Below are 13,968 nucleotides of genomic sequence, written 5' to 3' on the forward strand. Positions count from 1 at the left end.
AGATTACCTCCTGATCGTCAGTTCGTGGGACAGTCCGGTCAGACGTTCCACTCCGTCGGTGGTGACCACCACGGGCTCGGACAGCTCGTATCCCCAGCCGTCCATCCACATCCCGAGGATGACGTGGAACGCCATCCCCGCGGTCAGCACGGTGGTCTCCTCGGGGCGCAGGCTGACGGTGCGCTCCCCCCAGTCCGGCGGGTACCCGATGCCGATCGAGTACCCGATCCGGGACTCCTTCACCATCCCGTGCGCGGCGATCACGTCGTTGAACGCCGCGTGCACCCCGCTCCCGGTGACGCCGGGACGGATCGCCGCCAGGGCCGCCTGCATGCCGTCGGCAACGATCTTGGCGGTCTCCCGGAGCCGGTGCGGCGGGTCGCCGAGCATCGCGGTGCGGGCGAGTGGGGCGTGGTACCGGCCGAACACGCCGGCCAGTTCGATCGTGGTCGCCTCGTTGTTGACGAACGGGCGATCGGTCCAGGTCAGGTGCGGCGTACCGGCCGCGTCGCCGGTCGGCAGCATCGGCACGATGGCGGGATAGTCACCACCGTGCTCGGGGGTGCCGGAGGCCTGCGCGGCGAGGATCTCGGCGACCAGGTCGCACTGCCGGCGGCCCGGCCGGAGCTCCTCGAGCGCGACCCGCATCGCCTGCTCGGCGATCGTGCCGGCGATCCGCAACTGCTCCACCTCGTACGGCGACTTGACCAGCCGGACCCAGTTCACCAGCTCACCCGAGTCGACGAGGCGATGACCGGGCAGACCCTTGCTGAGGGCAAGGTAACCGCGAGCACTGAAGAAGTGCGCGTCGGTCTCGACCGCGATGTCGGCCCCCGCCGGGAGCAGTTCCCGGCAGCCGTTCGCGATCCAGTCGAACGGATGCACGTCCGGACGGTGCACCAGCGCTTCGGGATACCCGTGGATCTGGTCGGGCCCCAGGTTGCAGGTGTACGCCGCCCCGGCCGCGTCCATCGCCCGCGCGAACAGATGCGCGTCACCGTCGGCGAGGACCAGCAGACATTGCGGTGTGTAGAACGACCAGGCGTCGTACCCGGTCAGGTAGAAGATGTTCGCCGGGTCGCTGACCACCAGCGCGCCGAGCCCGCGCTCGGTCAGGATGGCGCGCACCCTGGCCAGCCGGACGGCGTACTCGGCGGCGTTCATCCGGCACTCAGCAGATGCTGCCCGGGCCCGATCCCGGTGTGGCCGGCGAGTTCCAGCACCGCCCACATCGTGACCTGGTTCGCGGTCAGAACAGGTTTACCCAAGGTGGCCTCCAGCCCGGCGATGACGTCGTACGTCGGAAGGTTCGTACAGCTGATGAAGATCGCCTGGGCGTCGTCGCTGTCGACGCTCCGGACGAGTTCGACGGTGGTCTCGTAGGGGACGGCCCAGATCTGCGCGATCAGGCCGAGTCCGGCGGTCGCGACGACCTCGACACCGGACTCGGCGAGGAACGTGCCCAGCCCGGCGGTCAGGTCGTTCGTGTACGGCGTGACGATGGCGATCCGGGAGATCCCGAGCCGGCGCAGCGCGAGCAGCAGGGCGCCGCTGGTGGTGACCGCGGCCGGAGCCCCGGCGCCGACCATGGCGTCGACGAGCCGCAGCTCGCCCTCCAGCCCGGACACGAAGCTCCCGAACGTACAGGCGTAGACGACCGCGAGCGGGGCCACCGCCAGGACGTCGTAGGTGGCCCGGGCGACCAGCTCCGGGTCCGAGATGTGCACGGCCATCTCGACAGTGGCCGCCAGCGGTGCGTAGGGCAGTCGGGTGAAGTGCAGGGTCACGTCATCGGGGACCCAGCGCCACAGTTCCCGGTCGAGCGCGAAGTCGTACGGCGCGACGATCCCGATGCCGGTCTGGAGCAGTGGCGGCACCGCCGCCGGCAGGGGATGAGTGGAAGGACGCGAACTCATGCGGTCAGTGTGCGACCCACAAAGGATTGTTGACAATCCTACTAGCGAGTTCCTAGCCTCGAAGCCGTGCCAGCCACCCCTCAACGCCCCGTGATCGCGGTCCTCTGTGAGCGCGCGACCGACCGCCCACCCGGCCTCGCCGACCTGCCGGTCGATTTCCGGTACTGCGCCGCCGATGGACTGCCCGAGGCGGTCCGAGGTGCCCAGGCGCTGATGCTGTGGGACTTCTTCTCGACGGCGGTCCGGGACGTCTGGCCGGACGCCGGGTCGTTGGAGTGGATCCATGTGACCGCGGCGGGTGTCGACACCCTGCTCTTCGACGAGCTGCGGGACTCCGCGGTCGTGGTCACCAACGCGCACGGCGTGTTCGACCGGCCGATCGCCGAGTACGTGCTCGGTGCGGTGATCGCGCACGCCAAGGACAGCCTCCGCAGCTTCGACCTGCAGCGCGGCCACGAGTGGCAGCACCGCGAGACCCGGAGCATAAACGGCGCGAGAGCACTCGTCGTCGGCACTGGCGCGATCGGGCGGGAGACCGCTCGGCTGCTGCGCGCGGCCGGCCTCGAGGTGCGCGGCGCCGGCCGGACGGTGCGATCGGGCGACCCGGACTTCGGCGAGGTCGTTGCCAGCGGCAATCTGGCGGCCGAGGTGGAGTGGGCCGATCACCTGGTGCTCGCTGCCCCGCTGACCGCCGCGACCCGCGGCCTCGTCGACGCCGGCGTCCTCGCGGCGATGCGGCCGGGCACGCATCTCGTCAACGTCGCCCGTGGTCCGATCGTCGACGAGACGGCGCTGCTCGCGGCCGTCGCCGACGGCCGGATCGCGGCCACGCTGGACGTCTTCGACAGCGAACCGCTGCCGCCGGACCACCCACTGTGGGACGCGCCGAACGTGACCGTCACGGCGCACATGTCCGGTGACGTGATCGGCTGGCGCGACACCTTGGCGGCCCAGTTCGCCGGCAACGTCCGGCGCTGGCTGTCCGGCGAACCGCTGGTGAACGTGGTGGACAAGAAACTCGGCTACATCCCGACAGGAGATCGATGACGCAGGCAACCGAGTTGGTCGAGGGGTATCGGACCAAGCAGATCTCGCCGGTCGAGGCCACGCAGGAGGCGTTGGACGCGATCGAGCGGTACGACGGCCAGGTGAACGCGTTCGTGCTGGTGGACGCCGAGGGTGCGCTGGCCGCGGCGAAGGAGTCGGAGGCCCGGTGGCACTCAGGGGAGCCACTGGGCCCCGGCGACGGCGTACCGACATCCATCAAGGACGCGCTGTGGACCAAGGGCTGGCCGACGCTGCGCGGCAGCACGATGATCGACCCCGCCGGGCCGTGGGACCAGGACGCTCCGTCCGTCGCGCGACTGCGGGAGACCGGCGCCGTCTTCCTGGGTAAGACGACCACCCCGGAGTACTCGTGGAAGGGCGTCACCGACTCCACCACGTACGGCGCCACCGGCAACCCGTGGGACCCGGGCAAGACCTCCGGCGGATCGAGTGGTGGTTCGGCGACCGCGGTCGGGCTGGGGATGGGCGTGTGGTCGCTCGGCACCGACGGTGGCGGGTCCGTCCGGATCCCGGCCGCCTTCACCGGTACGGTCGCGCTGAAACCGACGTACGGGCTGATCCCGTTGTTCCCGCCGAGTGCGTTCGGCACCTTGTCGCACGCCGGACCGATGACGCGGACGGTGCGCGACGCGGCCGCGTTGCTGGACGTGGTCACCGGGTTCGACCCGCGCGACTGGTCCGCGATGCCGACGCCGCCGACCTCGTTCCTGCACGGCATCGACGACGGTGTCGCCGGGCTGCGGGTCGGGTTCTCGGCCGATTTTGGGTTCGTCCGCAACGACCCCGAGGTGGAGGCGCTGGTCCGCGCTGCGGTCGGTGTCCTTGCCGACGCCGGCGCCGAGGTGACCGAGGTCGATCCCGGGTTCGCGGATCCGATCGACGCGTTCAACGTGCTGTGGTGGTCCGGTGCCGCGAAGGTGCTCTCGGCGTACGACGTCGACGACCGGGTGGACCCGGGACTGCGCCGCGTCGCCGAGCTCGGATCGGCGTACTCTGCCTCGGACTTCCTCGACGCCACCAACGTTCGGATGGAACTCGGGACGCTGATGGGCCGCTTCCACGAGCGGTACGACGTCCTGATCTCGCCGACGCTGCCGATCACGGCGTTCCCGGTCGGGCAGGACGTGCCGGACGGCTCCAGGTCGCCGGACTGGACCGACTGGACGCCGTACACGTATCCGTTCAACCTCACCCAGCAGCCGGCGCTCAGTGTGCCCTGCGGGTTCACGAAGGCCGGACTGCCGGTTGGCCTGCAGGTGGTCGGTCCGCGGCACGCCGACGCGCTGACGCTGCGGGTCGGTCAGGCGTACCAGGCCGCGACCGACTGGCATCGCCGTACCCCGACTTTGGAGGCCCGATGAGCAAGTTCATCACCGTCAGCTTGGACAAGCGTGGCGTGAGCTGCGTCGCGAAGTTGCTCGACGACGTGGCGCCGCGGACCTGCGCGGCCGTGTGGGACGCGTTGCCATTGTCGGCACCGGTGTTCCACGGCAAGTACGCGCGGAACGAGATCTACACGCTGCTGCCCGAGTTCGCGCCGACCGACCCGGGGAAGGAGAACACCACGATCACGCCGATCCCGGGCGACCTGTGCTGGTTCTCGTTCGACTCCGACGACCTGGGCAACCCGGCGTACGGGTACGAGAACACGACCGGGACCGGGACGACCGGCGCGATCGTCGACCTCGCGGTGTTCTACGGGCGGAACAACCTGCTGATCAACGGCGACCAGGGCTGGGTGCCGGGCAACGTGTTCGGGGCGATCACCGAGAACCTCGACGAGTTCGCGGCGGCCTGCCAGGACCTGTGGATGGGCGGCGCCCGCGGCGAGACGCTGTCGTTCAGTCGGCTGTGAACGGCTCCTGGAGTTCGGTGACCCAGCCGTTCGGGTCGTCGGGAGTGTCGAGGTAGAGCTCGCGCGCGGGCTCGCCGGCTCGGCGCCCGTTGTCGTCGAGCCAGCGGGCCAGCGCCTGCCAGGCCGGTAGGACCTGGTCGATCGGGCCGCGGTGCACGAGCGTCGCGGCCCGCATCACCGGCAGGTCGATCACCTCGAGTCCCTCGATGTTGCCCCCGGCATCGACCGCGGCCGGCACGGTCGCGCGGACGACGACCTCGTCCTCCTCCTCGGATGCGTGGTTCCGTTCGTACAGACAGGTCAGCCGGCCGGACGGTCGGACGTCGGCGTCCGGCAACCGGCGGCCGAGCTCCGCGCAGAGCGGTCGCACCACCGGAGTGATGTCGTCGGGCGTGAAGCTCGCCGCGGTCGCGGTCAGCCCGACCAGCCGTACGGCGGGCAGCTCCTTCACGACCACGTCCGCGGCCGGTGCATCGCTCTCCAGACCGCGTAGCCGGGACTCGACCTGCGCGAGCCGCGCGTAGCTCTCGGCCACCGAGGTCTCCAGCTCGGCCTGCCGCAGCTTCAGCATGGTCCGCAGCTCGTCGGGGCCGAGGTCGTCGGCGATCATCGTGCCGATCTGGTCGAGCGAGAAACCCAGATCCTTCAGCGCGACGATCCGGTTCAGATCGGCGAGTTGCGCGGCCGTGTAGCTGCGGTAGCCGGTCGCGGGGTCGACGTGCGCCGGCCGCAGTAGACCGAGCGCGTCGTAGTGCCGCAGCATCCTGATGGACACCCGGCCGTGCCGCGCGAACTCGCCGATTGCGAACATGCCGCCAGTCAACCAGCGAGGAGTTCTGCGAAAGTGATCGCGGTGTCGTCCTCGTGCCAGGGGCCGATCATCTGGGCACCGACCGGCAAACCGCCCGGCGTCGACCCGATCGGTATGTTCAGCGCGGGGTGACCGGTCAGCGACGCGTGCGAGACCCAGAACGCCTGCGCCTCGTAGGGCTGCCCGTCGATGGTCGTCGAGCCGTGCGGGAACGCGACGGTGAAGCTGGTCGGGCAGAGGAACACGTCGACGTCCGCGAAGTACCGCTGCCACGTCGCGCGCGCCTCCAGCCGGCGCCGCTCGCGTTCGAGCAGGTCGTGAAGGGTCAGCTCGCTGTGAGAGCCGCCGTACAGTGCGAAGAACAGCTCGACCTGACGGCCGAACTCCTCGGCCTGCGCACCCGGATCGACCCCGTCCGGCCAGCCCTCGACGATCTTCGCGCCGCTCCGGGCGAGGCGATCGATCGTGCCGGACAGTACGTCGCCCACCTCGCCGGTCACTCGCGCGGCCAGGTGATCAGTGACGACGCCGACGCGGAAGTCCTTCAACTGCTGGTGACGCGGCGGCCGGAGCTCCCAGGAGTACGGCGCTTCGGGGCCGGCGGTCACGCGGAGAGCCAGGCGCAGATCACCGGCGGAGCGCGCCAGCGGACCGATGGTGGAAAGGTTCGGAAGCTCGCTCGGTACGTCTGGCGTGAACGGCACCTGGAAGCCGCGCTGCGGGACCAGACCGTTGGTGGGCTTGAGACCGTAGACCCCGCAGTACGCAGCGGGTAGGCGGATCGAACCGACCAGGTCGGAGCCGTACTCCAGGTAGCTCAGGTCAGCGGCGACGGCTGCCGCGGCGCCGCCACCCGAGCCGCCTGGCGTGCGGGTCGGGTCGGCCGGGTTGTTGGTCCGGCCGTAGACCTTGTTCGTGGTCTGGCCGAAGTCGGCGAGCATCGTGTGCACGTTGCTCTTCCCGACGATGATCGCGCCGGCCCGTCGCAGCCGCTCGACCACGGTCGCGTCCCTCGTGGCGACGTACTCCGCGAAGGCAGGATTGCCCCACGTCGTGTGCAGACCGGCGACGTCGAAGCAGTCCTTGATCGTCATCGGTACGCCGTGCAGCGGGCCGACCGGGTCGTGGGCGTCGGCTGCATCGGCTGCGGCGAGTGCGTACTCCGGCCGGACCTCGACCACGGCGTTCAGTTCCGTGTCGGCCGCGATCCGCGCGAGCAACTGCTCGGTCACCTCACGCGACGTGACCTGACCGGTGCGGATCCGCTCTGCGATCTCTTCCGCTGTTGTCATACCTCCGGTCTACGGTCTGACATGGTGTGAGAGTCAAGGCGCGACCTCGATGCCGTTGTGGAAAACCCGTCGGATGCGTTCCTCGATCGAGGCGCAATCCAGGTCGGTGCCCGCGAGCACGAGGAGGTCCGCGCGCTTACCGACCGCGATCTCGCCGCGGTCGTCGGCGAGCCCGAGCAGCCTGGCCGCCTCGATCGTCGCCGCGCGCAGGGCGCCCGCGTCGCCCAGCCCGGCGTCGGACAGGTGCCGGAGTTCCCAGAGCACCTCGGTGTGCGGCCGGACCGGGTTGTCGGTGCCCATCGCGATCCGCACGCCCGCGTCGATGGCGAGCCGCATCGACTCCCGGTGCGCCTCGGCCGCACCGTCTGGTGCGTGCTCCGGATCCGACTGCGTGACGGAGAGCGTCGGCACGAACCAGGTTCCGGATTCCGCCATCGCCCGTACCGCGGTCTCGTCGAGGTATGTCCCGTGCTCGATGCTTCCGGCGCCGGCACGGGCGGCCAACTCGGCGGCCCGCGCTCCGTGCGCGTGGATCATCACCTTGCGCCCGCCGCGCCGCTGGGCCTCGTCCACCAGCGCGGTCATCTCGTCGGCGGTCAGCTCGATGTCGTGAACCCCGGTCCCGATCGCCATCGATCCGGTGGCGGTCGCCTTGATCCAGTCGGCGCCGGCCCGGACCATCCGCCGTACCACGGCTCGGGCTCCGTCCGGCCCGTCGAAGATCGGATCCGGGAGCGAGGGATCGTCGAAGAAATCGAGCGGCCCGGTCCGCGGCGCCCACAGGTCGCCGATGCCACCCGTCGTACCTACCTGCCGAAGACTGAGCAGGATCTGCGGCCCGTCGATCCAGCCCTTCTCCACAGCCATCCGTACGCCGGCATCCGCGCCCCACGCGTCCCGCACGGTCGTGACACCGAGCCGCAGCAACGTCCGCAACACCGGTACGGCGGACAACGGCCGGACCGATCGCGGCAGCCCGAACGGATCGCGGCGCGTCTGCGTGATGCATACGTGCGTGTGACAGTCGATCAAGCCGGGCAGTATCAGCCCGCCCGAGCAGTCGATCGCGTCGTCACCGTCCAGCCCGCTCCCGACGCCGACGATCCGAGCGCCTTCCAGTACGACGTCCGCCGGCCGCACCGCGCCGGAGTCGACGTCGAGGACCGAACCCGCGCGGAGCAGGAGCCGGCGGCTCACCCGAGCATCCGCAGCGCGGTGAGGGCGTAGGTCCGGGCGGCGATGACGAGTTCGGCGATCGCGACCGACTCGTCGGCACGATGCGCCTGGGACGTGACCGAGCCCGGGCCGACGACCACCACCGGTACGCCGAGATCGCGCGCGACGTACCCGCCGTCGCACGCCGCGGACCAGCCGGCCAACGGCATCGGCTCACCACCGGCGTCGAACCGGGCCGCCTCGGTGATGCGGACCAGGTCGTCGTCCTCGGCGGTCTCGAACGCGGGCATCTCCATCGGCATCGCGAGCTCGACGGTCAGGCCGCGGTCTTCCAGGCGGAGCGCGGCGACCCGGCGGCCGAGATCCGCGAGCACCTCGGCGGGGGACTCGCCGGGCAGCAGCCGCCTGTCGGCGACGACGACACAGTCGGCCGGGACGATCGAACCGCCGGTGCCGCCGTTGATCTGGCCGACGCTCCAGGTCGCCGGGCCGAGCAGGGGATGCGGGGTCTTCGCCAGTTCGTCGTGCAGACGCTCGATCTCGGCGACCACCGCGGCCGCGCCGTAGATCGCGTTGACGCCATCGTTCGGGTTGCCCGAGTGCGCGGCGCGACCGTGCACCGAGACCTGCAGGTAGGAATCACCACGGGCCGCGACGATCGTCTGCAGATCGGTCGGCTCGGCGGTGATGCACCCGGCGTACCGTCCCTGGTTGCCCGCGATGTACGCGCGGATGCCCTTGCCGGTCTCCTCCTCGTCGACCACCGCGGCCAGCTCGACCGGTCCGGCGAGTGCGCTGCCGCGGAGGGCGGCGAGCGCGGCGAGGGCCGCGGCCAGGCCGCCCTTCATGTCGGTCGCGCCGCGCCCGTAGATCCGGCCGTCCCGGACCAGGCCGCCGAACGGATCGACCGTCCAGCCGTCGCCGACCGGGACGACGTCGGTATGGCCGAGCAGCAACAGCCCGGGGTCGTTGCCGCCGGCAAGCGTGATCGAGACGTTGTCCCGGTCCGGTTCGACGGCCGCCGTCTTGACGTCGAGGCCGAGGTCGCGGGCCGCCGCGGTGAGGACAGCCACCGTGGCGGCCTCCTCACCCGGCGGGTTCTGCCCGGTCGCCCGGACCAGGTCCGTGGTGATCCGGACCAGCAACTCCTCGTCGATCCGGTCCAGCACCTGCTGTTCGGTGGGTGTCAGGCTCATGCCCACCAACCTTAGGGTCAGTCAGAGGCCGTCACGGAAGCCTTCGCGCCAGGACGCGTACCGCGGTTGCCATCCGAACGTGCGCTTGGCCAGCGTGTTGTCGGCGCCGCGGATCTCGGTGAACGCCGCCACCCCGACATCGCCGACCGCGAGCCGGCCGATCCAGGTCGGGATGTGTCGCGGCGGCTTGGCTCCGAGGATCTTCGCGAGCTCCGGCAGCCACACCGCGACCTGCGCCGGGTCGTCGTCCGCGACCTGGAACACGCCCGTCACGTCGCTGTCGACCGCCTTCACGGTCGCCGCGGCCGCGTCGTCGTAGTGGATGAACGACCAGACGCCGGTGCCGTTGCCGATCACCGGCAGCCGGCGCTTCTGGACCAGCTCCACCATCGAGCCGCCCTTGCCGATGTCACCGGTCGGGCCGTAGAAGCTCCCGTACCGGAGCGCGACGCCCTCGATGTCGTCGGCTTCTGTGACCGCCGACTCGAGGTGCTTGATACCGGCCATCGTCTCCCGCTGCGCGGGCACCGGGTTCGGGTCCAGCGGGTCCGCCTCGGTCTTCGTCGCGGATCCACCGTGCTGCAGGTTCCAGCCGGCGTACGACTGGACGACGAACCGTCGTACGCCGGCCGCTCGGGCCGCGGCGAGCAGGTTGTCGGTGCCCTCGGTCCGCAACCGGTTCGTCGTCGCGAAACTCTCGTCGAAGTGCTTGAAGTCGATCCCGCCCTTGAGCGCGGTCATCTGGTGGACCACGACCTCCGGGCGCACCGACTCGACGGCAGCGCGGACCGCGGCGGCGTCCAGACCGTCCGCGAGAACGGCGTCCGCGCCGAACGCCCGCACCCCGGCCGCGCCGGACTCGGACCGGGTCATCCCGGTCACGTCGTGCCCGGCCGCGATCAGCTGCGGTACCAGCGACCGGCCCATCCCGCCGGTCGCCCCTGCCACCAAGACCTTCATGTCATTCCTCCGTCGTCCGTGATTACGACCCGGAGGACACGGCCCACCCCCTGCTGTGTGACATGACGTGGATCACTTGTCCGACGTCAGCGAGATGCTGGTGGGACCGAACGAGACGTTCAGTTCGCCCTCGATGGTCATCGTGTCGCCGTCGGTCCGGCAGGCGAGGCGGGCCACGAACGGCGTCTCGACCCAGCGGAACGTCGCGACGAACGCGTCGCCGTCGCCGTACGCGCTGGTCAGGACCCGCTCACCGGTGTCGGGACCGGCGTCGTCGATCGGGCCTGTCGCGCGCTGCTCGCGCCAGTCGCCGGCCGCGCAGACCAGCTCGTGGGACCCACCCTGCAGGTCCTCGAACGTGAACGTGCCGGTGCCGTCGGCGTCCAGCCGCACCGCGGTCAGGCCGGTCGTGTTGCTCGTGCTGAAGCGGTAGGTCCGGCCGTCGCCCGGCGCCGGCGCGGGACCGGTCGGCGGCGCGAGCTCGAGCCGCTCCGGGCGCTGCGTCGCGGGCACCTCCTTGCCCTCGAGCGCGGGCAGCAGGTACTCCCAGGTGGTGTCGAGGATCGCCTGCATGTCCGTCGTCGCACTGGTGACGATCAGCGTGGCGTCGTACTCCGGGAGCCCCAGGATGAACTGCCCGAACGCGCCGTCGCCCCGGTAGGTGTTGTGGCGACCACGCCAGAACTGGAAGCCGTAGCCCTGCTTCCAGTCCGGATTCTCCTGATTGTCGTTGGGTACCTGTTTCGACGTCGCCGCCTCGAACCACTCGGCGGGCACCAGCTGCGTGCCCTGCCAATCTCCCCGTTGGAGGAGCAGTTGCCCGAAGCACGCCATCGACTCGGTGTTGATGCTGAGACCCCAGCCGCCGACGGTGATCCCTTCCTTCGACACCTGCCAGGTCGCCTCGGTCGCGCCGAGCGGCTCGAACAGCCGCGGACGCAGGTAGTCCAGCAGGGTCTCACCCGTGAGCCGCTGCAGGATCGCGGACAGCATGTACGTCGCGCCGCTGTTGTAGACGAACACCGTGCCCGGCGCGTGACTCACCTCGAGGCCGAGGAAGATCTTCACCATCCGGCGGTCCCGGCTGAGCGCCTCGACGGTGTCCTGCGAGTGCCCGGTCGTCATCGTCAGCAGGTGCCGGACCTTCATCGCGGCCAGGTTGTCGCTGATCGTCTCCGGCAGCTGGTCGGCGTCGAAGAACGAGATCACCTGGTCGTCGAGCGACAACAGCCCGGCGTCGATCGCCAGCCCGATCGCCGTCGACGTGAAGCTCTTCGACACCGAGAAGAGCAGGTGCCGATCCGTCGACCGGTACGGCGCCCAGGCCTCCTCCATCACGACGTGGCCGTGCCGCAGCAACATCACGGTCTGGATCTCCGGATCGCCGGCGTCGAGGGCTCCGACAAAACTGTCGAGCGCCGCGGCGGACAATCCCTGGGCTTCTGGCGTACTCCGTGGAAGTCTGCTCACCCCGAGAACGCTATCTTCCCGAACGGACAAAAATAAGGTGAGTTCTGCCAGGCGAGCAGCCGTCATCGTCAATCCCGTCAAGGTCGACGGTGCCGCGTTCCGGCGTACCGTCGAGAGCGCGCTGGCCGAGCGGGGATTCGACGGGCCGTTGTGGTTGGAGACGACCGAGGACGACGCCGGCGTCGGGATGGCGCGGCGCGCGATCGACGAGCAGGTGGACCTGGTGCTGGTCGCGGGCGGCGACGGCACCGTGCGGGTGGTGTGCGGTGAACTCGCCGGAACCAAGATCCCGGCGGCCGTGCTGCCCGGCGGGACTGGGAACCTGCTCGCTCGCAACCTCGGGATCTCGCTCGAGCTCGAGGTCGCGTTGCACGACCTGCTCGACGGATCGGAGCGGCCGATCGACAGTGTGCTGGTCGAGGGGGATCAGCTGCCCCGCGATCGCTTCGTGGTGATGGCCGGTCTCGGTCTGGACGCCGCGATCATCGACGATGCGCCCGACGATCTGAAGAAGCAGGTCGGCTGGGCGGCGTACGTCGTCTCGACGCTGAAGAACCTGAACCATCCGTCGGTGCGCGTCGAGATCACCGTCGACGACCAGCCGCCGGTACGCCGCCGCGCGCGGACCGTGGTGATCGGCAACGTCGGCACGCTGCAGGCGAACATCCCGTTGCTTCCGGACGCCGAACCCGACGACGGCCGGATCGACGTGGTCGTGCTCACGCCACGGCGGATCAGCCACTGGCCGCGGCTCGCGCTCGGCCTGGTCGTCAAGTCCTGGCGGGAGCGCCACGTCGAACGCTTCACCGGCCGGCGCATCCAGGTCCGCGCCGACCGCGCCGTACGCCGCCAACTCGACGGCGACGCCATCGCCGAGGGCACGTCTCTCGTCGCTGAGGTGGATCCGTCAGCGCTGATCGTCCGCGTGCCGTGACGGTTGGGCGTGGGTAAGTTTGTCCGGGTTGACGATGCCGTGGATGGCGTTGATTCGGCCTTCCGCGACGACGAACGACCAGACCGCGACGGTGCGGTTGGCGCCGTCGCGGATCCGGAGTGCGGGCTGGCCGCCGACGTGCACCCCCTCGGTGCGGAGCTGACCGAACTTGCCGAAGGCGCCGATGAGCATCCGGGCGACGTTGCCGGCACCGTGCACGGGCCGCGGGAAGCCGCCCTTCCCGCCGCCGTCGCCGGTGAACGTCGCGTCCGGGGTGAGGAGTGCGACGAGGGCGTCCAGTTCACCGTCCTCGGCGGCCGCGACGAATCGTCGTACCAGCTCGTCGCGTTCGCGGGGCGAGGGGTCGAAGCGCGGGCGGTTGTCGGCGATCCGGCGACGGGCGCGGACGGCGAGCTGGCGGCAGCTGGCCGGGGTCTTGCCGAGGATGCCTGCGAGGTCGTCGTACGAGTAGCCGAAGACGTCACCGAGCAGGAAGACCGCGCGCTGGTCGGGGGAGAGGCGCTCGAGAACGACCAGGAACGCGGTCGACAGCGAGTCCGAGAGGGCGGCGCGGTCCGCGAGATCGACGTACTCGTCGACGGCGGGTTCCGGGAGCCATGGGCCGAAGTACAGCTCTCGTTGGCGCCGCGCGGACCTGAGTTGGTCGATCGCCAACCGCGTCGTCACGGTCGTCAGGAACGCCTTTGGCGAGTCGACGTGCGGCTCCCGGTGCAGTCGCAGGTACGCCTCCTGGACGACGTCCTCCGCGTCACCGAAGGTGCCGAGCATCCGGTAGGCGATCGAGAGCAGCAGTGGCCTGAGTTCCTCCATCACATCCTTCACAGACGATCGAGGCGGTCTCCCAGTGACAGTGTCACAGGTCGGATCGTTCGATCGTCTGCAATCGACATGAACACGATCACCTGGATCTTCACCGGCGCGCTGGCCGTCGTCTTCACGATCTCCGGCATCCTCAAGTCCACGATGTCCCGGGACCGCCTGATCGCCACCGGCCAGACCGGCATCGCCCCGTTCCCGATGCCGCTGATCCGCCTGGTCGCCCTCTGCGAACTCGCCGCCGTCGCCGGCCTCTTCGCCCCCTGGCTGACCAACCACGCCCGAGTCCTCACCCCGCTCGCCGCAGTAGGCCTAGCCCTCGTCATGATCGGCGCCGCGACCTCCCACTCCTCCCTCCGAGAACCCAAATCAACCGCCGCCAACACCATCCTCCTAGCCCTAGCCACCTTCGTAGCAACCGCCCGCTTCGCCACCCTCACCTGACACAGTCCG

The 13,968-nt window shown here is 70.2% G+C and carries 14 protein-coding genes; 5 read left to right on the forward strand and 9 right to left on the reverse strand.

What is annotated here, in order from left to right; genetic code table 11:
- Positions 1–3: 3 nt before the first annotated feature.
- Positions 4–1,164 carry a M24 family metallopeptidase gene (locus AC0662_RS35525; protein ID WP_452204705.1) on the reverse strand — a complete coding sequence of 387 codons (1,161 nt, stop codon included), beginning with the start codon at positions 1,162–1,164 and terminating at the stop codon, positions 4–6.
- Complete coding sequence (locus AC0662_RS35530; protein WP_452204706.1) at positions 1,161–1,916, reverse strand: maleate cis-trans isomerase family protein; 756 nt, start codon at positions 1,914–1,916, stop codon at positions 1,161–1,163. Before AC0662_RS35530 ends, AC0662_RS35525 begins: the two co-directional genes overlap by 4 nt.
- Positions 1,917–1,982: 66 nt before the next feature.
- Between AC0662_RS35530 and AC0662_RS35535 the strand changes: the two genes are divergently transcribed.
- From AC0662_RS35535 to AC0662_RS35545, 3 genes are read left to right on the forward strand one after another with little or no spacing between them, the layout of a single operon-like run.
- Positions 1,983–2,963: a D-2-hydroxyacid dehydrogenase gene (locus tag AC0662_RS35535; protein WP_478306177.1), complete on the forward strand. Its 981-nt coding sequence runs from the start codon at positions 1,983–1,985 to the stop codon at positions 2,961–2,963.
- Entirely contained in the window at positions 2,960–4,345 is a 1,386-nt protein-coding gene (locus tag AC0662_RS35540; RefSeq protein ID WP_478306179.1) for an amidase, read from the forward strand. Before AC0662_RS35535 ends, AC0662_RS35540 begins: the two co-directional genes overlap by 4 nt.
- Positions 4,342–4,839, forward strand: coding sequence for a DUF3830 family protein (locus tag AC0662_RS35545; protein WP_452204709.1), 498 nt, complete (start codon positions 4,342–4,344; stop codon positions 4,837–4,839). The genes AC0662_RS35540 and AC0662_RS35545 overlap by 4 nt, the downstream gene beginning before the upstream one ends.
- Here the strand turns inward: AC0662_RS35545 and AC0662_RS35550 are convergent.
- From AC0662_RS35550 to AC0662_RS35575, 6 genes are all read right to left on the reverse strand, one after another.
- The gene (locus AC0662_RS35550) at positions 4,826–5,650 is read right to left on the reverse strand and encodes a MerR family transcriptional regulator (RefSeq protein WP_452204710.1); all 825 of its coding nucleotides are present in this window, start codon (positions 5,648–5,650) and stop codon (positions 4,826–4,828) included. The two genes, AC0662_RS35545 and AC0662_RS35550, sit on opposite strands and share 14 nt — an antisense overlap.
- 8 nt (positions 5,651–5,658) lie before the next feature.
- On the reverse strand, positions 5,659–6,942 hold the full coding sequence (locus AC0662_RS35555; RefSeq protein WP_478306181.1) for an amidase family protein: 1,284 nt from the start codon (positions 6,940–6,942) through the stop codon (positions 5,659–5,661).
- Between the two features lie 33 nt (positions 6,943–6,975).
- Entirely contained in the window at positions 6,976–8,139 is a 1,164-nt protein-coding gene (locus AC0662_RS35560; protein WP_478306183.1) for an amidohydrolase family protein, read from the reverse strand.
- The gene (locus AC0662_RS35565; protein ID WP_452204713.1) at positions 8,136–9,314 is read right to left on the reverse strand and encodes a M20 family metallopeptidase; all 1,179 of its coding nucleotides are present in this window, start codon (positions 9,312–9,314) and stop codon (positions 8,136–8,138) included. The genes AC0662_RS35560 and AC0662_RS35565 overlap by 4 nt, the downstream gene beginning before the upstream one ends.
- Before the next feature lie 21 nt (positions 9,315–9,335).
- Positions 9,336–10,274 carry an NAD-dependent epimerase/dehydratase family protein gene (locus tag AC0662_RS35570; RefSeq protein WP_452204714.1) on the reverse strand — a complete coding sequence of 313 codons (939 nt, stop codon included), beginning with the start codon at positions 10,272–10,274 and terminating at the stop codon, positions 9,336–9,338.
- A 72-nt stretch (positions 10,275–10,346) separates the two neighbouring features.
- A complete protein-coding gene (locus tag AC0662_RS35575) occupies positions 10,347–11,744 on the reverse strand; it encodes a serine hydrolase domain-containing protein (protein ID WP_452204715.1) in 1,398 nt (465 codons plus the stop codon).
- 37 nt (positions 11,745–11,781) lie between these two features.
- On the opposite strand from AC0662_RS35575, the gene AC0662_RS35580 reads away from it, so the two are divergent.
- Positions 11,782–12,678: a diacylglycerol/lipid kinase family protein gene (locus AC0662_RS35580; RefSeq protein WP_452204716.1), complete on the forward strand. Its 897-nt coding sequence runs from the start codon at positions 11,782–11,784 to the stop codon at positions 12,676–12,678.
- Here the strand turns inward: AC0662_RS35580 and sigJ are convergent.
- The gene (gene sigJ / locus AC0662_RS35585; protein WP_452204717.1) at positions 12,652–13,509 is read right to left on the reverse strand and encodes an RNA polymerase sigma factor SigJ; all 858 of its coding nucleotides are present in this window, start codon (positions 13,507–13,509) and stop codon (positions 12,652–12,654) included. The genes AC0662_RS35580 and sigJ overlap by 27 nt on opposite strands.
- 78 nt (positions 13,510–13,587) lie before the next feature.
- On the opposite strand from sigJ, the gene AC0662_RS35590 reads away from it, so the two are divergent.
- Positions 13,588–13,959, forward strand: coding sequence for a DoxX family protein (locus AC0662_RS35590; RefSeq protein WP_452204718.1), 372 nt, complete (start codon positions 13,588–13,590; stop codon positions 13,957–13,959).
- Positions 13,960–13,968: the final 9 nt, after the last annotated feature.

This window comes from Kribbella sp. NPDC043289 (assembly GCF_056436705.1).